20 protein-coding genes, 1 tRNA gene and 1 pseudogene are annotated in these 19,017 nt (G+C 52.7%); 7 read left to right on the top strand and 15 right to left on the bottom strand.

Features of this window, described 5'->3' with window-relative positions:
* Nucleotides 1–15: 15 nt before the first annotated feature.
* Nucleotides 16–2,856, bottom strand: coding sequence for a bifunctional [glutamate--ammonia ligase]-adenylyl-L-tyrosine phosphorylase/[glutamate--ammonia-ligase] adenylyltransferase (gene glnE, locus C0K55_RS03255; protein WP_010378851.1), 2,841 nt, complete (start codon nucleotides 2,854–2,856; stop codon nucleotides 16–18).
* 22 nt (nucleotides 2,857–2,878) lie between these two features.
* Nucleotides 2,879–4,180: an inorganic triphosphatase gene (gene ygiF / locus C0K55_RS03260; RefSeq protein ID WP_105266727.1), complete on the bottom strand. Its 1,302-nt coding sequence runs from the start codon at nucleotides 4,178–4,180 to the stop codon at nucleotides 2,879–2,881.
* A gap of 241 nt (nucleotides 4,181–4,421) precedes the next feature.
* Between ygiF and C0K55_RS03270 the strand changes: the two genes are divergently transcribed.
* Together C0K55_RS03270 and cca are read left to right on the top strand one after the other, a co-directional pair.
* Nucleotides 4,422–5,042 (top strand): TIGR04211 family SH3 domain-containing protein, encoded by a 621-nt coding sequence (locus C0K55_RS03270; protein WP_001125318.1) that lies wholly within the window; start codon nucleotides 4,422–4,424, stop codon nucleotides 5,040–5,042.
* A 63-nt stretch (nucleotides 5,043–5,105) separates the two neighbouring features.
* Nucleotides 5,106–6,344: a fused tRNA nucleotidyltransferase/2',3'-cyclic phosphodiesterase/2' nucleotidase/phosphatase Cca gene (cca, locus tag C0K55_RS03275; protein ID WP_001517122.1), complete on the top strand. Its 1,239-nt coding sequence runs from the start codon at nucleotides 5,106–5,108 to the stop codon at nucleotides 6,342–6,344.
* A 181-nt stretch (nucleotides 6,345–6,525) separates the two neighbouring features.
* Here cca and bacA read toward each other — a convergent pair whose 3' ends face one another.
* Both bacA and folB read right to left on the bottom strand, forming a co-directional pair.
* A complete protein-coding gene (bacA, locus tag C0K55_RS03280; RefSeq protein WP_016249227.1) occupies nucleotides 6,526–7,347 on the bottom strand; it encodes an undecaprenyl-diphosphate phosphatase in 822 nt (273 codons plus the stop codon).
* A gap of 90 nt (nucleotides 7,348–7,437) precedes the next feature.
* Nucleotides 7,438–7,806: a bifunctional dihydroneopterin aldolase/7,8-dihydroneopterin epimerase gene (gene folB / locus C0K55_RS03285; RefSeq protein ID WP_010378860.1), complete on the bottom strand. Its 369-nt coding sequence runs from the start codon at nucleotides 7,804–7,806 to the stop codon at nucleotides 7,438–7,440.
* 105 nt (nucleotides 7,807–7,911) lie between these two features.
* On the opposite strand from folB, the gene plsY reads away from it, so the two are divergent.
* Nucleotides 7,912–8,529 carry a glycerol-3-phosphate 1-O-acyltransferase PlsY gene (gene plsY / locus C0K55_RS03290; RefSeq protein ID WP_001272800.1) on the top strand — a complete coding sequence of 206 codons (618 nt, stop codon included), beginning with the start codon at nucleotides 7,912–7,914 and terminating at the stop codon, nucleotides 8,527–8,529.
* A gap of 44 nt (nucleotides 8,530–8,573) precedes the next feature.
* Here the strand turns inward: plsY and tsaD are convergent, their stop codons facing one another.
* On the bottom strand, nucleotides 8,574–9,587 hold the full coding sequence (gene tsaD, locus C0K55_RS03295; RefSeq protein ID WP_105266726.1) for a tRNA (adenosine(37)-N6)-threonylcarbamoyltransferase complex transferase subunit TsaD: 1,014 nt from the start codon (nucleotides 9,585–9,587) through the stop codon (nucleotides 8,574–8,576).
* A gap of 237 nt (nucleotides 9,588–9,824) precedes the next feature.
* Here tsaD and rpsU point away from each other — a divergent pair, with 237 nt between their 5' ends.
* From rpsU to rpoD, 3 genes are all read left to right on the top strand, one after another.
* The gene (rpsU, locus tag C0K55_RS03305; RefSeq protein ID WP_001144069.1) at nucleotides 9,825–10,040 is read left to right on the top strand and encodes a 30S ribosomal protein S21; all 216 of its coding nucleotides are present in this window, start codon (nucleotides 9,825–9,827) and stop codon (nucleotides 10,038–10,040) included.
* A gap of 110 nt (nucleotides 10,041–10,150) precedes the next feature.
* Nucleotides 10,151–11,896 carry a DNA primase gene (dnaG, locus tag C0K55_RS03310; RefSeq protein WP_000918813.1) on the top strand — a complete coding sequence of 582 codons (1,746 nt, stop codon included), beginning with the start codon at nucleotides 10,151–10,153 and terminating at the stop codon, nucleotides 11,894–11,896.
* A gap of 194 nt (nucleotides 11,897–12,090) precedes the next feature.
* Complete coding sequence (gene rpoD, locus C0K55_RS03320; protein ID WP_000437384.1) at nucleotides 12,091–13,932, top strand: RNA polymerase sigma factor RpoD; 1,842 nt, start codon at nucleotides 12,091–12,093, stop codon at nucleotides 13,930–13,932.
* Nucleotides 13,933–14,011: 79 nt separating this feature from the next.
* Here rpoD and mug read toward each other — a convergent pair whose 3' ends face one another.
* Complete coding sequence (gene mug, locus C0K55_RS03325; protein WP_000227305.1) at nucleotides 14,012–14,518, bottom strand: G/U mismatch-specific DNA glycosylase; 507 nt, start codon at nucleotides 14,516–14,518, stop codon at nucleotides 14,012–14,014.
* Nucleotides 14,519–14,643: 125 nt separating this feature from the next.
* Here mug and C0K55_RS03330 point away from each other — a divergent pair.
* A tRNA-Ile gene (locus tag C0K55_RS03330) sits at nucleotides 14,644–14,719 on the top strand.
* A gap of 99 nt (nucleotides 14,720–14,818) precedes the next feature.
* Here the strand turns inward: C0K55_RS03330 and C0K55_RS03335 are convergent.
* From C0K55_RS03335 to C0K55_RS03375, 9 genes and pseudogenes are all read right to left on the bottom strand, one after another.
* A complete protein-coding gene (locus tag C0K55_RS03335; RefSeq protein WP_069723086.1) occupies nucleotides 14,819–15,664 on the bottom strand; it encodes a DUF4942 domain-containing protein in 846 nt (281 codons plus the stop codon).
* 84 nt (nucleotides 15,665–15,748) lie between these two features.
* Nucleotides 15,749–15,946 carry a DUF957 domain-containing protein gene (locus C0K55_RS03340; RefSeq protein WP_096093965.1) on the bottom strand — a complete coding sequence of 66 codons (198 nt, stop codon included), beginning with the start codon at nucleotides 15,944–15,946 and terminating at the stop codon, nucleotides 15,749–15,751.
* A gap of 48 nt (nucleotides 15,947–15,994) precedes the next feature.
* A pseudogene (locus tag C0K55_RS03345) lies at nucleotides 15,995–16,171 on the bottom strand (DUF5983 family protein); the annotation flags it as partial.
* Nucleotides 16,168–16,545, bottom strand: coding sequence for a TA system toxin CbtA family protein (locus C0K55_RS03350; RefSeq protein WP_047928871.1), 378 nt, complete (start codon nucleotides 16,543–16,545; stop codon nucleotides 16,168–16,170). The gene C0K55_RS03350 and the pseudogene C0K55_RS03345, both read right to left, overlap by 4 nt.
* A gap of 89 nt (nucleotides 16,546–16,634) precedes the next feature.
* Entirely contained in the window at nucleotides 16,635–17,003 is a 369-nt protein-coding gene (locus C0K55_RS03355; protein ID WP_047928872.1) for a type IV toxin-antitoxin system YeeU family antitoxin, read from the bottom strand.
* A 49-nt stretch (nucleotides 17,004–17,052) separates the two neighbouring features.
* Nucleotides 17,053–17,700: an antitoxin of toxin-antitoxin stability system gene (locus C0K55_RS03360; RefSeq protein ID WP_069723087.1), complete on the bottom strand. Its 648-nt coding sequence runs from the start codon at nucleotides 17,698–17,700 to the stop codon at nucleotides 17,053–17,055.
* Nucleotides 17,701–17,718: 18 nt separating this feature from the next.
* Nucleotides 17,719–17,940, bottom strand: a complete 222-nt coding sequence (locus C0K55_RS03365) for a DUF987 domain-containing protein (RefSeq protein WP_000692345.1) — start codon at nucleotides 17,938–17,940, stop codon at nucleotides 17,719–17,721.
* Nucleotides 17,941–18,002: 62 nt separating this feature from the next.
* Nucleotides 18,003–18,479: a JAB domain-containing protein gene (locus C0K55_RS03370; RefSeq protein WP_069723088.1), complete on the bottom strand. Its 477-nt coding sequence runs from the start codon at nucleotides 18,477–18,479 to the stop codon at nucleotides 18,003–18,005.
* 15 nt (nucleotides 18,480–18,494) lie between these two features.
* Entirely contained in the window at nucleotides 18,495–18,968 is a 474-nt protein-coding gene (locus C0K55_RS03375) for an antirestriction protein (RefSeq protein ID WP_023352287.1), read from the bottom strand.
* Between the last annotated feature and the right edge of the window lie 49 nt (nucleotides 18,969–19,017).

Consider the following 19,017-nt stretch of genomic DNA (forward strand, 5'->3'; position numbering starts at 1 on the left):
CGATAATATCACACTTCATTCCTCCACCAGCCACTTCTGCCAGCTTGCCCGCACCAGTTCACGCTCTGCGGTGAAGCACTCATCCGGCACATGGCCCGGCAACTCCTGTAACGCCAGGTGGTGAAGTTCATCGCGAAGCGTAGTGTAAGCACGGGTTAGCGCCATCGCTTCCCGCTCTTCCATAATGTCGTTTTGCGCCAGCAGTTCCAGAATGCGCACGTTGTCTGACCAGCGCGTTAACTTTGGTTTTTCATGAGCGTAGCGCAACACCAGATATTGGGTAATAAATTCGATATCGGTAATTCCGCCCTCATCGGCTTTGATATCAAAGCGATCGCGATGTTTATTGCCGAGATGAGCGCGCATTTTCTCGCGCATTTCCCGCACTTCCGTTTGTAGGTTTTTACCTTCACGCGGCAGTGTCATAATTTCCCGACGCACCGCGTCGAATTGCGCTGTCAGTTGTGGATCGCCATACACCACACGCGCACGCACCAACGCCTGATGCTCCCACGTCCAGGCCTCGTTTTTCTGATAATCGGCAAACGCTTCTGTGGAGGTAACCAGCATTCCCGCCGCTCCGGACGGGCGCAGCCGCGCATCCACTTCATACAAAATGCCGGAAGAAGTACGTGTGCTGAACAGGTGCATAATGCGTTGCGCCAGACGCAGATAAAACTGCCGTCCGTCGATTTCCCGATCGCCGTCGGTCATTACATCCATCGGGCAATCGTGCAGGAAGATCAGATCAAGATCAGAACTGTAGCCTAACTCCCAGCCCCCCAGCTTACCGTAGCCGACCACCGCAAAACCGCGGCCTTCGCGTTCACTCAGGTGATTCGGTTTACCATAGCGGGCAACCATTTGTCCCCATGCTTGCTGTACCACAGCATCGATCATCGCCTCCGCCAGCCAGGTTAAGTGATCGCTCACTTTCATCACTGGCAGCGTTCCGGCAATATCCGCGGCAGCAATACGTAACAACTGTGCCTGTTTAAATTGACGCAACGCCTCAAGCTGCTGTTCTTCATCATCTTCTGGCACGCGCAGCAAATACTGGCGCAGTTCATCACGATATGCATCAGTCGCCGTCGGCTGGTAGAGCGTGTTCGGATCGAGCAGTTCATCCAGCAATAATGGATAACGCGCCAGTTGGCTGGCAATCATCGGAGATGCAGCGCACAGCGAAATCAAATGTTTAAGCGCCGCCGGAAATTCACTGAGCAACTCAAGATAAGTGGTACGAGTGACAATCCCCACCAACAAGGCGGTAATACGCGACAGCGTGACGGCGGCATCTTCACGCCCACAAACGTCACTCAGCAGATGCGGCATCAGATGGTCGAGTACCTGACGTCCGCGCGGCCCGATGGTACGTTTGTCTAACTCTTTACGGAAATCGGCAATCAGCGCCAGCACTTGTTTGCGATCATCCTCGCTAAGATGCGCCAGCACCGGCGTGGTGTCATCTTCCTGCAACGCATCCTGCCACAACTCACGCCACTGCTCCGATAGCGACTCTTCCTGAGTTTCGCTTTCGTCATCGCCAATCAGTTCGTTAAATACCCGGCGCACATTGGTCATATGTCCGATCAGCGCTCCGGTCAGTTGCAACCAGTCAGCGAAATCCATCGCCCACGCCAGCCGCGCACGGTTAAGCTCATCGGCTGGAAGCGTCTGGGTTTGTTCATCATTAATGCTTTGCAGCAAGTTTTCCAGACGACGCAGAAACAGATATGCCACTCGCAATTGTTCGGCATCGTTTTCAGAAAGCAGATGCAGCGCGGCAATGGCGCTGAGTGTTGGCAGTAAAGAGCGTGATTGCAGCGACGGTTCGCGTCCACCGCGAATGAGCTGAAACACCTGGACGATAAATTCAATTTCACGAATGCCACCGGCACCAAGTTTGATGTTGTCAGTAAGGCCACGACGGCGGACTTCACGGGCAATCATCCCTTTCATGTTGCGTAGCGACTGGATCACGCTGAAATCGATGTAACGGCGGAAAACAAACGGACGCAGCATCGAACGCAATTCGTTAGCATAAACGCCATCGCTATCGCCCATAATCCGCGCCTTGACCATCGCGTAACGCTCCCAGTCACGCCCCTGTTCCTGGTAATAATCTTCCAGCGCCGCGAAACTCAGCACCAGCGGGCCACTTTCACCAAACGGGCGCAGCCGCATATCCACGCGATAGACAAAGCCATCTTGCGTCGGTTGATCCAGCACTTTAATCAGCCGCTGGCCCATGCGGGTAAAGAACTGAGCATTATCCAGTTCGCGACGTCCTCCCTGCGTGCAACCATGTTCCGGCCAGGCAAAAATCAGATCGATATCCGAGGAGAAATTCAGTTCTCCACCACCCAGCTTACCCATGCCTAAAATCAGCAGCGGTTGCGCTTCGCCCTGCGCATTACACGGCGTTCCCCATTCGCGGCAGCAGGCGTCATACAGCCAGTCACGCGCCGCGACAATCAGCGTCTCCGCCAAATGGCTGAGTTGCTGCAAAATGTTCTCTTCCGCAACCAGCGCCAGTGTTTGCGCCCAGGCAATACGCACCATAATGCGCCGACGGAACAGCCGCAGTTCGCGCATTAAGCTGGCTTCATCGTTTACATCACTGAGCGCCTTCTGTAACCATGCAGCGTAATGCTGCCATTCGTCGGCCTGCGGTGGTTCGCTTTCCAGTTCCACCAACCACTCTGGATGCGCAATCACACTGTCCTGCACAAAATCACTGAAGGTAAGTACTGACTTCGCCTGTGAGCTAAGTGATTCCTCGGCTAAAGGCGCTGGCAGCCGCTCAACAACGGTCTGCCAGTACTGCTGTAACGGTGAAGAGAGCGGCTTCATACGCGATTTTATCCTTGCCTGATTAACGTTTTCCGCTGTGCAACCAGAACGGTTCCTGATTGTTTGCCTCATTACGGAAATGTTCAATTTCAATGCGTTGCCCGGTCTCAATAGCGTGACGCAGCCCCTGCCAGTTCTCCAGCCAGGCTTGCGCGACGAGAGGATCGTAATAACCTGCCAGCAGCAATACGGAGTCAATATCACGCGTAAGACGTGGCAACTGATCACGATAGCGATCGCCCAACGGCTGGCAAAAAACACTTTTCAGCTCAGCGGCGTGGCGGGAGAGATGGATATCAGCAAAGCGTTTAAAGGAATCACTCATTTTGCTCTGCGCTTTGCTATCTAAAAACGGCTGCCAGGCTTTGCTTACCAGCCATTCGGTCAACGCCAGTTTCGCCATTGCCGTTTCGGTAGAGTAGACAGCCGTTACGGCAGAAACCGCAGAAACAATTGTCGCTTCACATTGGGTCAGCAGATCACGTAAGTGAGTGCTCGCTTTACGTGGGACAATGCCACCGAACAGCATCAGCGTATGACGAACCAGGCCGATGGCTGCCAACACTTGCTCTTTCGCCGCATCGTTGCCGCGTACCCACAGCTCCTCATGATACTGCCATTGCGCTAATGCCAGCTCCAGCGCCGCTTCCAGCCCCTGCTCGACATCCGCTTTTGCCGCAATATGCAGAATAGAGGTGGGTTTAATTTCACGCGCAGGATTGCCCTGTGCCAGGTGATAACCACGTGCGGCTTTGCTCAGGCTGCCCTGACGCAATCCGGTTTGCGATACCAGTTGGCTCGCCAGTTTCAGCACCGCGCGCGTTTCACCGCTAAGTAATTCCAGCTCCAGTTCGCAGATGGGTTCAGCAAATTCACCGGCTTTCACTTCCCCCAAATCTAGGGCAATCTCAATCTGGCTGCCATCAACATCTACCAACCATTTTTCGCGATAAAAATCAGTGCTGAACAGCGGCTGTACGCGGGAAGCAAGATCGGCAGGTAATTCATTGTTTGGCCAGACTTCTACTGGAAACTGTGCCAGATCGAGGTTCGCCTCACTCAACGCAACGTTATATTCCGGTCGCTGGTGTAACCCGCCCGTTACCCGCCCGGCAACTTTCATGGTCATCTCATAGCGACCATTTTCGCCACGAATACGCAGGCCCATATCGTGCCCACGCAGCCAGTTATCCGGCGTTTCGTAGTAGACGTTGAGCAACTGCACGGGGTCATGATGCTCACCGCCCAGCGTATTGAGATGGTCACGCAACGCCTCAACGGCACTGTGATTAACAATAAACTTTAATTCGATTTCCTGAGCCATGGCCTTTACTTATCGGTTATGTCACATAAGTGACGATGAACGGCGAACTAAATGCGATCTTTTTTGTCAGTAGATAGTATTTTGCGCCAAATTGCCATGCAACGAGCATTTTGACGGGCGTAAAAGTTTGAAACAGTGGCAAGAGCTGACACAGAGGATTCCGATTGATGCCGAATGCTTTGCGTAGCGACACTGATGCCACTACTATCGTTCCACTTTCCATGACAATAACGACAGCCTGATGCCAAAATTACGCCTGATCGCACTAACTTTACTCGCGCTTAGCGCCACTGCCGTCTCTCACGCGGAAGAAAAGCGCTATGTTTCTGACGAACTGAATACCTGGGTCCGCAGTGGCCCGGGAGATAATTATCGCCTCGTGGGCACGGTTAACGCCGGTGAGGAAGTGACATTATTACAAACTGACGCCAACACCAGTTACGCCCAAGTGAAAGACAGCTCTGGTCGTACCGCCTGGATCCCGTTGAAACAACTTAGCACAGAGCCAAGTCTACGCTCCCGTGTGCCAGATCTGGAAAATCAGGTCAAAACCCTGACTAATAAGCTCACCAATATCGATAACACCTGGAATCAGCGCACGGCAGAAATGCAGCAGAAAGTGGCGCAGAGCGACAGCGTGATCAACGGGTTAAAAGAAGAAAATCAGAAGCTGAAAAACGAACTGATTGTCGCTCAGAAAAAAGTTGATGCCGCCAGCGTGCAACTGGATGACAAACAGCGCACCATCATCATGCAGTGGTTTATGTATGGTGGCGGCGTGCTGGGGCTTGGCTTGCTGCTCGGTCTGGTATTGCCGCACCTGATCCCAACGCGCAAACGTAAAGATCGCTGGATGAACTAAATCGCCTTCTTCGTCACACTATCTTATTATTAGGAATTGTGTATTTGACGAAGGGAAAATGGCGTGAAGATTTATCTGGTCGGTGGTGCGGTTCGGGATGCGTTATTAGGGCTACCGGTCAAAGACAGAGATTGGGTGGTTGTCGGCAGCACGCCACAACAGATGCTTGACGCGGGCTACCAGCAGGTAGGCCGCGATTTTCCTGTTTTTCTACATCCGCAAACGCATGAAGAGTATGCGCTGGCGCGTACCGAGCGGAAATCCGGTTCGGGATACACAGGTTTTACCTGTTATGCCGCGCCTGATGTCACGCTGGAAGATGATCTTCAGCGTCGCGATCTGACTATCAATGCGCTGGCCCAGGATGATGACGGCGATATTATCGATCCGTACAACGGTCTGGGCGATCTGCAAAGCCGTCTTCTGCGCCATGTTTCCCCCGCTTTTGGCGAGGATCCGCTACGCGTGCTACGCGTAGCGCGTTTTGCCGCACGTTATGCTCATCTCGGTTTTCGTATTGCCGATGAAACAATGACGTTGATGCGCGAGATGACCCACGCGGGTGAACTGGAACACCTGACGCCCGAACGCGTGTGGAAAGAAACTGAAAGCGCCCTCACAACCCGCAATCCACAGGTGTTCTTTCAGGTACTACGCGATTGCGGCGCATTACGCGTTTTATTCCCGGAGATCGACGCGTTGTTTGGTGTCCCCGCTCCGGCGAAATGGCACCCGGAAATCGATACTGGTATTCACACCTTAATGACACTCTCAATGGCGGCGATGCTAAGTCCGCAGGTCGATGTCCGTTTCGCAACGTTATGCCACGATCTCGGTAAAGGGCTAACGCCGCCGGAGCTGTGGCCACGTCATCATGGTCATGGTCCGGCAGGCGTGAAATTAGTAGAACAATTGTGCCAGCGCCTGCGCGTCCCTAATGAAATCCGCGATTTAGCCAAACTGGTCGCGGAGTTTCACGATCTCATCCACACCTTCCCAATGCTGAATCCGAAAACCATCGTCAAATTGTTTGATTCCATCGATGCCTGGCGTAAACCGCAGCGTGTCGAGCAACTGGCGCTGACCAGCGAGGCAGACGTGCGCGGTCGAACCGGTTTTGAAGCGGCAGATTACCCACAAGGACGCTGGTTACGTGAAGCGTGGGAAGTAGCGCAGTCAGTACCAACAAAGGCGGTTGTTGACGCGGGATTTAAAGGCGTGGAGATCCGCGAGGAGCTGACACGACGCCGAATTGCGGCGGTGGCTACCTGGAAGGAACAACGTTGCCCAAAGCCTGAATAAGTTTTGGGCATTTTGCCGGATGCGGCATAAACGCCTTATCCGGCTACATGTCAACGACGGTTGTAGGCCTGATAAGACGCGCAAGCGTCGCATCAGGCGTTGATTGCCGGATGCGGCGTGAACGACTTATCCGGCCTACGCAATCGTGGACAATTCCAGGCATCCGACACTGTTCTTCACATCAAAAGAACACAACGTACACCGCAGCCGCCACAATAAAGCGATAAATGGCGAACGGAATAAACGAAATCCGCTTAATTAATTGCAGGAAGGTTTTAATCGCAATCAGCGCCACCACAAAGGCGGTGAAAAACCCAACGGCAAACATCGGGATATCACCGGTTGTCAGGAACCCCCAACTTTTGTAGAGATCGAGCGCCGTTGCGCCCATCATCATCGGCACCGCCAGCAGGAACGAGAACTCAGAAGCGGCGTAACGACTCACGCCCATCAGCATCCCACCAGAAATAGTCGCTCCGGAGCGGGAGAAACCCGGCCACAGCGCCAGACACTGGAAACAGCCAATCATAAACGCCTGACGATATGTCATATCATCCAGACCCGGCGCGCGCGGCTCTTTCGGCTTCAGGCATTCCGCGGCAATCAACAATAGACCGCCAACGACCAGCGCGTACATGACATTTATCGGGTTAAACAATGACTTAATCGTATCGTGGAATAACAGCCCCAGGACAACTGCCGGGATCATCCCCAGTAAAATGTGGATCAGCGTTAACCGGCCTTTGCTTTCTCCTTCGCGCTGCAATGGACGGCCAAAATGAATGCCAATCAGGCCAAACAAACGCCGCCAGAACATGACAACCACAGCCAGAATCGATCCTAACTGGATAACGACTTCAAAGGTTTTCGCCGTATCGCCCTCAAATCCCAACAAATGACCGACAATAATCATGTGGCCCGTGCTGGATACCGGCAGAAATTCTGTCAATCCTTCGACCACACCCAATATTGCCGCTATCAGCAGCGAGTGCATATCGCTCATCAATAAACCCCTAAATTATAAAAATATACCGCTTGTCCAAACTACTGCAGTATGACCCGCTTATAACCATTTGGTTTAACAGCTATAAAATTAATTATTCTCTTTCAGATTATTGCCACGCTCAATGATTACGCCAACATTAACAGCGCGCGCCACTGCACCTGGCTTGCTGAGTTTGATGCGCACCCACGGAGAGTTAAAGCGAGTCAGTAGCAATTCCGCCACCTCTTCCGCCACGCGTTCCACTAACGCAAAACGCGCCCCCTCGACGTGGCTAACCACCGTTTCTGCGATGTCAGCGTAGCTGAGGCAGTCCGCCACATCATCGCTTTTCGCCGCTTTACGGTTATCCCACGCCATTTCGATATCGAACACCAGCTTCTGCTCGATGGTCTGTTCCCAGTCGTAAACACCAATAGTGGTGATTACCGAAAGTTGCTCTATAAATACAATATCCATCACGACCTGCTCGCTTTTTGGCTAACCCGGATACCACTTCCGGCGAAATGTGCGTATTATCCACGGATTCATCGTTAAACACGAATTTTCAAAACGGAACAGCTTATGAGTGCAATCGCGCCTGGAATGATCCTCATCGCGTACCTCTGCGGCTCCATTTCCAGTGCCATTCTGGTTTGCCGCTTGTGTGGTCTGCCCGATCCGCGAACCAGCGGCTCCGGTAATCCTGGCGCAACCAATGTATTACGTATCGGTGGCAAGGGAGCAGCCGTAGCAGTACTGATTTTCGACGTTCTGAAAGGAATGTTGCCCGTTTGGGGCGCGTATGTATTAGGTGTCAGCCCCTTCTGGTTAGGCTTAATTGCCATAGCTGCCTGTCTTGGACATATCTGGCCGGTTTTCTTCGGTTTTAAAGGGGGGAAAGGCGTTGCCACCGCTTTTGGTGCAATAGCCCCGATTGGCTGGGATTTAACGGGCGTGATGGCGGGAACCTGGCTGCTTACCGTGCTATTGAGTGGATATTCGTCGCTGGGGGCGATTGTCAGCGCGCTGATTGCTCCGTTTTATGTCTGGTGGTTTAAGCCACAATTCACCTTCCCGGTTTCGATGCTCTCTTGCCTGATCCTGCTGCGTCATCATGACAACATCCAGCGTCTGTGGCGTCACCAGGAGACAAAAATATGGACGAAATTCAAAAGAAAGCGCGAAAAAGATCCTGAGTGATTTTTCAGCCCGTGCTTATCCTTTTCACAGGCTGAATCATAGCCTTACGCAGCCGGTAACTCTGCCAGTGGCCAGCGCGGACGCACACTCACGCCGAGATCCGCCGTCGCGCCTGCTTTAAACCGCACCATTCCAGCATAGGCGATCATCGCGCCGTTATCGGTACAAAACTCCGGACGCGCGTAGAATACCTCGCCACGACGCTTTTTCATCATTTCCGCCAGTTTCGCCCGCAGCGTGCGGTTAGCACTCACGCCGCCTGCCATGACCAGTCGCTTAAAGCCCGTCTGATCCAGCGCTCGCTTACACTTAATCATCAACGTATCGACCACCGCATCTTCAAAAGCGCGAGCGATATCAGCACGCGTCTGGTCGTCGGTGCCGTTGTCACGAATGGTATTTGCCGCGAAGGTTTTCAGGCCAGAGAAGCTGAAATCCAGCCCCGGACGGTCGGTCATCGGACGCGGGAAGACAAAGCGCCCGGCAGTACCCAGGGCGGCCATTTTCGACAGTAACGGCCCGCCTGGATAATCCAGCCCCAGCAGCTTCGCGGTCTTATCAAACGCTTCCCCGGCAGCGTCATCAATGGACTCACCGAGCAACTCGTACTGACCAATACCAGTGACGCTGATTAACTGCGTATGACCGCCGGAAACCAGCAGCGCGACAAACGGAAATTCCGGTGGGTTATCTTCCAGCATCGGCGCTAACAGATGCCCTTCCATATGGTGTACCGGGATCGCCGGAACGCCCCAGGCAAACGCCAGCGAACGCCCAACCGTTGCGCCAACCAACAGCGCGCCGACTAATCCAGGGCCTGCGGTATAGGCCACTGCATCAATATCTTTTGCTGTCAGCCCGGACTCTTTCAGCGCCGCCTGGATCAACGGTACGGTTTTACGCACGTGATCGCGGGAGGCCAGTTCAGGCACTACGCCGCCGTAGTCAGCGTGTAATTTCACCTGACTATACAATTGGTTGGCTAACAAACCTTTTTCATCGTCGTAAATGGCGATGCCGGTTTCATCGCAAGAAGTTTCAATACCCAGTACACGCATGACTTGTTTTACCTCGCTTTATTACCGCGCAGTGTAGGACCAATGCGGGTTGATGTAAAACTTTGTTCGCCCCTGGAGAAAGCCTCGTGTATACTCCTCACCCTTATAAAAGTCCCTTTCAAAAAAGGCCGCGGTGCTTTACAAAGCAGCAGCAATTGCAGTAAAATTCCGCACCATTTTGAAATAAGCTGGCGTTGATGCCAGCGGCAAACCGAATTAATCAAAGGTGAGAGGCACATGCCGGTAATTAAAGTACGTGAAAACGAGCCGTTCGACGTAGCTCTGCGTCGCTTCAAGCGTTCCTGCGAAAAAGCAGGTGTTCTGGCGGAAGTTCGTCGTCGTGAATTCTATGAAAAACCGACTACCGAACGTAAGCGCGCTAAAGCTTCTGCAGTGAAACGTCACGCGAAGAAACTGGCTCGCGAAAACGCACGCCGTACTCGTCTGTACTAATTCCCCGAGAGCGTTGCTCTCCGATCAGACCGAGTTGTAGTTGTAAGGCCGTGCTTCCGAAAGGAATGCGCGGCTTATTTTCGTTTATGAATTGCTAAAAATCGGGGCCTATGGCTGGACGAATCCCACGCGTATTCATTAATGATCTGCTGGCGCGCACTGACATCGTCGATCTGATCGATGCTCGTGTGAAGCTAAAAAAGCAGGGCAAGAATTTTCACGCGTGTTGTCCATTCCACAACGAAAAAACCCCGTCCTTCACCGTCAACGGTGAGAAACAGTTTTACCACTGCTTTGGATGTGGCGCGCACGGCAACGCGATCGACTTTCTGATGAACTACGACAAACTCGAGTTCGTCGAAACGGTCGAAGAGTTGGCGGCAATGCACAATCTTGAAGTGCCATTTGAAGCAGGCAGCGGCCCCAGCCAGATAGAGCGCCATCAACGGCAAACTCTTTATCAGTTGATGGACGGTCTGAATACGTTTTACCAACAATCTTTACAGCAACCTGTTGCTACATCTGCGCGCCAGTATCTGGAAAAACGCGGATTAAGCCATGAGGTAATCGCCCGTTTTGCGATTGGTTTTGCGCCCCCCGGCTGGGACAACGTCCTGAAACGGTTTGGCGACAATCCAGAAAATCGCCAGTCATTGATTGATGCAGGCATGTTGGTAACCAACGATCAGGGTCGCAGTTACGATCGTTTCCGCGAGCGGGTGATGTTCCCCATTCGCGATAAACGCGGTCGGGTGATTGGTTTTGGTGGGCGCGTGCTGGGCAACGATACCCCAAAATACCTGAACTCGCCGGAAACTGATATTTTCCATAAAGGCCGCCAGCTTTACGGTCTTTATGAAGCGCAGCAGGATAACGCTGAACCCCAGCGTCTGTTGGTGGTCGAAGGCTATATGGACGTGGTTGCTCTGGCGCAATACGGTATTAATTACGCCGTTGCATCGTTGGGTACATCGACCACTGCCGATCACATTCAGTTGTTGTTCCGCGCGACCAACAATGTCATTTGCTGTTATGACGGCGACCGCGCAGGTCGTGATGCCGCGTGGCGAGCGTTAGAAACTGCGCTGCCCTATATGACAGATGGTCGTCAGCTACGCTTTATGTTTTTACCGGATGGCGAAGACCCTGACACGCTGGTACGCAAAGAAGGTAAAGAGGCGTTTGAAGCGCGTATGGAGCAGGCCATGCCGCTCTCTGCGTTTCTGTTTAACAGCCTGATGCCGCAAGTTGATCTGAGCACACCTGACGGGCGTGCGCGTTTAAGTACGTTGGCGCTGCCGCTGATTTCTCAGGTGCCCGGAGAAACATTGCGCATCTATCTTCGTCAGGAATTAGGCAACAAGTTAGGCATACTTGATGACAGCCAGCTTGAACGATTAATGCCGAAAGCAGCGGAGAACGGTGTTTCTCGTCCTGTTCCGCAGCTAAAACGCACGACCATGCGTATACTTATAGGGTTGCTGGTGCAAAATCCAGAATTAGCGACGTTAGTCCCGCCGCTGGAAAATCTGGATCAAAATAAGCTCCCCGGACTTGGCTTATTCAGAGAACTGGTCAACACTTGTCTCTCTCAGCCAGGTCTGACCACCGGGCAACTTTTAGAGCACTATCGTGGCACAAATAATGCTGCCACCCTTGAAAAACTGTCGATGTGGGACGATATAGCAGATAAGAATATTGCTGAGCAAACCTTCACCGACTCACTCAACCATATGTTTGATTCGTTGCTTGAACTGCGCCAGGAAGAGTTAATCGCTCGTGAGCGCACGCATGGTTTAAGTAATGAAGAACGCCTGGAACTCTGGACATTAAACCAGGAGCTGGCGAAAAAGTGATTTAACGGCTTAAGTGCCGAATAGCGATCGGGAAGCCCCCGACAGCCGCACTGAGAGGCAGCGGCAATGATATAAGTACGCCCTCGTAATTATCGTTGGCGGTAAACAACCGTTGGATTTCAGCATTAATATCTGAATGATATCCGGTCAATCGCCCAACACCAACCTCATGAAATAAGTGTGGATACCGTCTTATGGAGCAAAACCCGCAGTCACAGCTAAAACTTCTTGTCACCCGTGGTAAGGAGCAAGGCTATCTGACCTATGCCGAGGTCAATGACCATCTGCCGGAAGATATCGTCGATTCCGATCAGATCGAAGACATCATCCAAATGATCAATGACATGGGCATTCAGGTGATGGAAGAAGCGCCGGATGCCGATGATCTGATGCTGGCTGAAAACACAGCAGACGAAGATGCTGCCGAAGCCGCCGCACAGGTGCTTTCCAGCGTGGAATCTGAAATCGGGCGCACGACTGACCCGGTACGCATGTACATGCGTGAAATGGGCACCGTTGAACTGTTGACCCGCGAAGGCGAAATTGACATCGCTAAACGCATCGAAGACGGGATCAACCAGGTTCAATGCTCCGTTGCTGAATATCCAGAAGCGATTACCTATCTGCTGGAACAGTACGATCGCGTTGAAGCGGAAGAAGCACGTCTGTCCGATCTGATCACCGGCTTTGTCGATCCGAACGCAGAAGAAGAACTGGCACCAACCGCCACTCACGTCGGTTCAGAGCTTTCTCAGGAAGATCTGGACGATGACGAAGATGAAGACGAAGAAGATGCCGACGACGACAGCGCCGACGATGACAACAGCATCGACCCGGAACTGGCTCGCGAAAAATTTGCTGAACTGCGTGCCCAGTATGTTGTAACGCGCGACACCATCAAAGCGAAAGGCCGCAGTCACGCAGCCGCTCAGGAAGAGATCCTGAAACTGTCTGAAGTGTTCAAACAGTTCCGCCTGGTGCCGAAGCAGTTTGACTACCTGGTCAACAGCATGCGCGTCATGATGGATCGCGTTCGTACACAAGAACGTCTGATCATGAAGCTCTGCGTTGAGCAGTGCAAAATGCCGAAGAAAAACTTCATCACCCTGTTTACCGGCAACGAAACCAGCGATACCTGGTTCAATGCAGCGATTGCGATGAACAAACCGTGGTCGGAAAAACTGCACGATGTCTCTGAAGAAGTGCATCGCGCCCTGCAGAAACTGCAGCAAATTGAAGAAGAAACCGGCCTGACCATTGAGCAGGTTAAAGACATCAACCGCCGTATGTCCATCGGTGAAGCGAAAGCCCGCCGTGCGAAGAAAGAGATGGTTGAAGCGAACTTACGTCTGGTTATTTCTATCGCCAAGAAATATACCAACCGTGGCTTGCAGTTCCTCGATCTGATTCAGGAAGGCAACATCGGTCTGATGAAAGCGGTTGATAAGTTCGAATACCGTCGTGGTTATAAGTTCTCCACCTACGCAACCTGGTGGATCCGTCAGGCGATCACCCGCTCTATCGCGGATCAGGCGCGCACCATTCGTATTCCGGTGCATATGATTGAGACTATCAACAAGCTCAACCGTATTTCTCGCCAGATGCTGCAAGAGATGGGCCGCGAGCCGACGCCGGAAGAACTGGCTGAACGTATGTTGATGCCGGAAGATAAGATCCGTAAAGTGCTGAAGATCGCCAAAGAGCCAATCTCCATGGAAACGCCGATCGGTGATGATGAAGATTCGCATCTGGGGGATTTCATCGAGGATACCACCCTCGAACTACCGCTGGATTCTGCGACCACCGAAAGCCTGCGTGCGGCAACGCACGACGTGCTGGCTGGCCTGACCGCGCGTGAAGCGAAAGTTCTGCGTATGCGTTTCGGTATCGACATGAACACCGACCACACGCTGGAAGAAGTGGGTAAACAGTTCGACGTTACCCGTGAACGTATCCGTCAGATCGAAGCGAAGGCGCTGCGCAAACTGCGTCACCCGAGCCGTTCTGAAGTGCTGCGTAGCTTCCTGGACGATTAATCTGTAGGCCGGATAACACGTTCACGTCATATCCGGCACTCGTCTTGCTACTCTAACGCCACCTTTCTGGTGGCGTTTTTTATCGCCCACGCACTACCAGTGCCTGATCCAACTCCCGATATGCCTCAACCAGTTTCTCCAGAGAAACTCGACTTAAACCGCTGGGATTCGGCAATACCCAAATCTGCGTCGAACCAATGGTCAGCGTTTGTTTCCCCCACTGCACGCCTCGCTGACTGAATCCCTGTTCATACGCCTGCTTACCCAGAATCGCCAACGCCTGCGGCTGATAATTCTCAATTTTTTCAATTAGCTTGCGCCCACCTGCGTGCAATTCCTGCTTTGACACTTCATTAGCCTGCACCGTTGGCCTGTCAACCAGTTTGGTGACGCCACAACGATAATCCAGCAGATGCTGCGCTTCCTGCGGCTTCAACTGACGGTCGGTAAACCCGGCCTGATAAATCACCTTCCAGAAGCGATTCGCCGGATGGGCAAACGGAAAACCAGACTCCGCGGAAGAAAGACCCGGATTGATGCCACAAAACACCACACGCAATCCTGGAGCAAGAATATCGTCAACCATATTAACTCCTGAACAACACAACCCGCAGGAAGTATAACGAATTGAAAACACATTGTTTATAAAAACAGCAGCCGCGCGGTAATGGCTGGATTGCGACACGGAGTTACTTTATAATCCGCTACCATGGCCCCTTAGCTCAGTGGTTAGAGCAGGCGACTCATAATCGCTTGGTCGTTGGTTCAAACCCAACAGGGGCCACCATATACAACAAAGGGTTAGCTAATAAATCAGCTAACCCTTTTTCTTTTGCCTTTGAATTGGGTCAGGTAATGGGTCAGGTAAGCTTTTTCTCCATCTGACTCAGATGGCTGATAGTTGCCCCGGATAATGCTTCGCAACGATGTCATTTAGCCGATCAACCAGTTCTGGTTTTCTGAACGTGATATGCGCGGAGCCCTTCTTAAAGTATCTGATGCTGAACATCTCATCTTCATAGTCCTCTTTACCCTGAACAGACTGGATGTGATCATCCAGACGAATAGTGATGTTTTCCCGGTTGTCGGGGATCGGTTTGCCGCTGAACAGATGCAGCATTCTTTCCAGGTCGGCAAGTCGATCGGCCTGTGGGCCGTTGTTCAGATGAAATCCCCATCTGTCCCACCTCACCAGATTGTTGACGATAATTTTACTGCCAAATTTACAGGGGCAATTGTTTTTGTAATTCCAGCTCAATCCCCTGAAGACGTTGATCACCCCTCGCTCAAACACTTCATCTTTGTTCTGGTGCAGTTGTTCAAATGTGCTCAGAATGTTCGCTTCACTGATTTCCGGAAAATTATCGTACTCCAGTGACCGGTACCATGTCTCACGGGCCTGCGCATCCATTAATGACAGCATCCCGGAACGTTGCATCAGGTCACGCCAGATTTCGCGATCGAGATTGCGGGTGATGGCTTTCATTGCCGTTTCAGGTTTTTCCATCAGCCAGCAACCGCAGCGAAAATCCTGTTTCATCGCCCAGTCCAGTGCGGTTTTACCGCCAATACTTTCTGTCATTGCTGAGATTTCTGCCAGTTGCCGGGTAAGTGTGTCGATTTGCAGCAGCGTACTCTTTCGTACAGCCAGAATGTGGCGGATACTGGTTGAGCAGATAACGTCCGTATGCCCGTTGACCACTTCCGGACGGGGGGCTGTGATTTCAGACATAATCGATATTCCTTTTTGCAGATAAATGAAAACGCCAGCTCTGTTAAGGCTGGCGTCAGGAGAATGAAGTCTGGTGAGTGATATTCACCGGTTCTGGTGCAGAAGCTGCAGTTGGCGCAGGGTACGGATATCCTCCCTGGCCTGTTCAATACAGGGCAGCAGTGCTGCCGAATCCGTTTTATCCTCATCGTTGTCGAAAATAATTCCGGACTCACAGTCGATATTGTCCTGCAGCCACGCAATGAGGATATCCAGCGCTGTTTCAGTGGTTAATGGCATCACGCTCTGTATCACTGTATTGTCTTCCGGCAACTGATGAGGGCTGGCAGAAGTTGCCGGTGTTTCGGTAGCGTCACGTTCATCCACCACGCGGAGTGAATAACCGTTTTCAGCGACTTTGTTAATCAGTTCAGCGAGCTTAATACCATCGACGTCAACGACAATGCGCCCCATGTTCAGTGCCTGCACGTTAACGCTGTCTGCCTCCAGCGTCAGGGCCAGTTTCATTGTTTCGCCTCCGGATGCTTCCCCTGGGTAATGCCATTTACCGTTCTGTAATTGTCGCGGGTCATCAGGCCTGTCGCCCGGCGGGCCCGGAGGATATCGATGCTGTTTATTAACTGAGAGTGGGTACAGGTGCTGAATCCCGGCTGGTCGGTACGTACCAGCGCGTATTTTTCAACGAGAAAGTTCACCGCATCACACAGTGAAATGCCAGCTTCAATATGCTGCTCAATCACACGTTCATCGGCGAACGGTGTGTCATTCAGCGTGAGGCCGTAATGCTGGTCCAGCAGTCGGGTGAGCAGTGTCTGCCAGATTTCAACCGGAGACGGGCGTGAACCGGCCGCCTGCCCGGGTAATACAGGTAATGTTTTCATACTGAAGATTTTCCTGATATGCAGAGATGAGAAATGGGAAAGTGGTGTGGTGAAAGCACCTGGCCGGAGCAGAAGGTTATTCTGATTATTTACTTTTTCGTTTCGGGCGTCGGATAAACAGCCATATAAACGTAGCCACAACTGCCGAGGGTGTCGGCTTCGCAGGTCAGCCCTTTTGCATACAGCGTGACGGTATGCTGATGGCGGGGATTCAGTTCACCGCTGGTGAGCATGAGTTCCAGTTGTTTCATCAGCAGCGGAAGGGCTTGGTCCAGGTGGTACGCATCCGCGTCGCTGAACCGGCCTCTGATACCGGCACGGTCGGCAAGGTAATGCAACTGGTTGTCTTCCTGCACCAGACGTGCCCCGAAACAGGGCGTCACGGTGCAGGGTAGCCCCCACCAGGGGCGGTCGTTGTTGTCGTCGGGATAATTTGTTTCATGGAGCGTGTCTGACACGATAAAATCCTTACAGAAAATCGGTGAATGATAGTTTAACGATGACGAGTCAGCCGGCGCGCAGACCGGCTTCGGTGAAGGTGTATTCGTTGATGAGCAGGGCCTCATCCACAGCGGCGTCTGAGGTCAGCCAGTCGTACTCGTTTTCCAGTTGACGGTACAACCAGAAGGCCAGGTCGCGCAGGGCTTCGCTGACTGCGGCTTCCGCATCGGTTGTCATTATCTGACCAGTCGGACTGTTCCGGGTGACGGTGATATCCATGCTGTACGGATGGCAGTAACGTCCCCGGTGACTGATTTCAGCCTGTAACTGCCAGAAGTTACGCTTCTGTACCGACTGCAGGGCATCCGCGATACGATGAAGTTCACGGTCCTGTGGGGCATACTCCCGGATTCTCCTGGCTGTTGCTGACTGCCAGTGCCAGCGTCCTTCAAAACAGGCTCCGTCCCCCTGGCTGCAGAATCCGCTGAACCAGATGCACGGCTCTTCCATAAACCTGCCGTTGCTGAGCCGGAAAACGCGCTGGCGGAGGCTAATCCCGAAAATGTTACAGACCTCCCTGAAGTCTTCATACACGTTTTCATACCAGTTGCTGTCAGCATGATGCTGACGGTACCAGTCGCGGGCTTTTTCCCGTGCAGCAGGGCAGGAAAGTTCATCCAGCGTATACACAGTGGTGGTGATAATGCTGCTCATCAGAATCCCCTTTCTGATTCAGTTCAGGGTGACGCTCATCAGCCGGACATACGGACCAAAACTGTCCTTACGGCGTTCTGCAAACACGGCCAGCACACCGGGAATATCCTGCACTTCACGACCGGTATACGCTTCAGCACTGCCGTGCCAGCGGTATTTGCCGGTACAGAACGGAAAAAGACGGGATGCCGGATGCTGACGGTGAATACGCATGGCTTCGCCACGGGTGATGATTTTCATAGTGGGATACCTCTGAAGACAGAAGATAAAAGTGAAAACAGGTGTGATGTGGTTGTGACGGGTTAAAGCAGACCATGTTCGGCAAAGGAGAAAACCTGGCTGCCACCGACTATCAGATGGTCCGGCACCCGGATATCCACCAGGCCCAGTGCCTGTACCAGACGTTCCGTGATAAGGCGGTCTGCCTTGCTGGGTGTGACTTCACCGGACGGGTGATTGTGTGCCAGCACCACAGCAGCGGCATTGTGATACAGGGCGCGTTTAATCACTTCCCGGGGATGGACTTCCGTGCGGTTGATGGTGCCGGTGAAGAGGGTTTCACCGGCAATCAGCTGATTCTGGTTGTTCAGATACAGCACCCGGAACTCTTCACGCTCCAGTCCCGCCATGTTCAGAATCAGCCATTCTCGTGCCGCACGGGTGGAGGTGAAGGCCACGCCGGGTTCATGAAGATGGCGGTCCAGGGTTTTCAGGGCCCGTTGAATGAGGCTGAGCTCGCCGGGCGTCATCTCTCCGGGCAGAAAGGAAAGCTGTTGCATTGTACTTCTCTCCATTCAGTCGATGATGCGCATAATGGCGCTGCATTCCGGATGCTGCAGGGCGTAATCCCGCAGCCGGTAATAATGGACCGTCATGGCATAACACTCCGTACGACAGGCATGATGACTGTACGTCATCAGACAGGCAGCAATGCCGGCAGCTTCCGGACTCATTTCAGCGCGGTTACCGTTCATGGCATTGAACAGTACCCATGTTTCGTCATCATCGTCATCCGGTTCGGGTGCTATAAATGCCCCGCCGTTGTTCAGGGTGTACAGATTCCAGATACCACCGCAGTAGTCTTCGCACAGACGGTCCATCCAGCCGAAGACACGGGGCTCCAGGGTCACCCACTGTGGAATGAGGCCAAAATGCTGCGGCCAGAAGCTGATGCGCTGTTCATCAGGGACTATGGTGGCAACCAGTTGTTGCAGGCCAGTCTCCGGTGCACAGGCCGAAGAGGTGGTGTTCTGAGACAATGTTTTCATGTATGAAATCCTTGTAATGTGAATAAATGAGAGGGAGTAAAGGTCGGGA

This window comes from Escherichia sp. MOD1-EC6098 (assembly GCF_002965865.1).
GTDB lineage: Bacteria > Pseudomonadota > Gammaproteobacteria > Enterobacterales > Enterobacteriaceae > Escherichia > Escherichia marmotae.

Coding starts and splice junctions, on each gene's coding strand:
- glnE (WP_010378851.1), bottom strand. CDS start 2,856: ATGAAGCCGCTCTCTTCACCGTTACAGCAGTACTGGCAGACCGTTGTT.
- ygiF (WP_105266727.1), bottom strand. CDS start 4,180: ATGGCTCAGGAAATCGAATTAAAGTTTATTGTTAATCACAGTGCCGTT.
- C0K55_RS03270 (WP_001125318.1), top strand. CDS start 4,422: ATGCCAAAATTACGCCTGATCGCACTAACTTTACTCGCGCTTAGCGCC.
- bacA (WP_016249227.1), bottom strand. CDS start 7,347: ATGAGCGATATGCACTCGCTGCTGATAGCGGCAATATTGGGTGTGGTC.
- folB (WP_010378860.1), bottom strand. CDS start 7,806: ATGGATATTGTATTTATAGAGCAACTTTCGGTAATCACCACTATTGGT.
- plsY (WP_001272800.1), top strand. CDS start 7,912: ATGAGTGCAATCGCGCCTGGAATGATCCTCATCGCGTACCTCTGCGGC.
- tsaD (WP_105266726.1), bottom strand. CDS start 9,587: ATGCGTGTACTGGGTATTGAAACTTCTTGCGATGAAACCGGCATCGCC.
- rpsU (WP_001144069.1), top strand. CDS start 9,825: ATGCCGGTAATTAAAGTACGTGAAAACGAGCCGTTCGACGTAGCTCTG.
- dnaG (WP_000918813.1), top strand. CDS start 10,151: ATGGCTGGACGAATCCCACGCGTATTCATTAATGATCTGCTGGCGCGC.
- rpoD (WP_000437384.1), top strand. CDS start 12,091: ATGGAGCAAAACCCGCAGTCACAGCTAAAACTTCTTGTCACCCGTGGT.
- mug (WP_000227305.1), bottom strand. CDS start 14,518: ATGGTTGACGATATTCTTGCTCCAGGATTGCGTGTGGTGTTTTGTGGC.
- C0K55_RS03335 (WP_069723086.1), bottom strand. CDS start 15,664: ATGTCTGAAATCACAGCCCCCCGTCCGGAAGTGGTCAACGGGCATACG.
- C0K55_RS03350 (WP_047928871.1), bottom strand. CDS start 16,545: ATGAAAACATTACCTGTATTACCCGGGCAGGCGGCCGGTTCACGCCCG.
- C0K55_RS03360 (WP_069723087.1), bottom strand. CDS start 17,700: ATGAGCAGCATTATCACCACCACTGTGTATACGCTGGATGAACTTTCC.
- C0K55_RS03365 (WP_000692345.1), bottom strand. CDS start 17,940: ATGAAAATCATCACCCGTGGCGAAGCCATGCGTATTCACCGTCAGCAT.
- C0K55_RS03370 (WP_069723088.1), bottom strand. CDS start 18,479: ATGCAACAGCTTTCCTTTCTGCCCGGAGAGATGACGCCCGGCGAGCTC.
- C0K55_RS03375 (WP_023352287.1), bottom strand. CDS start 18,968: ATGAAAACATTGTCTCAGAACACCACCTCTTCGGCCTGTGCACCGGAG.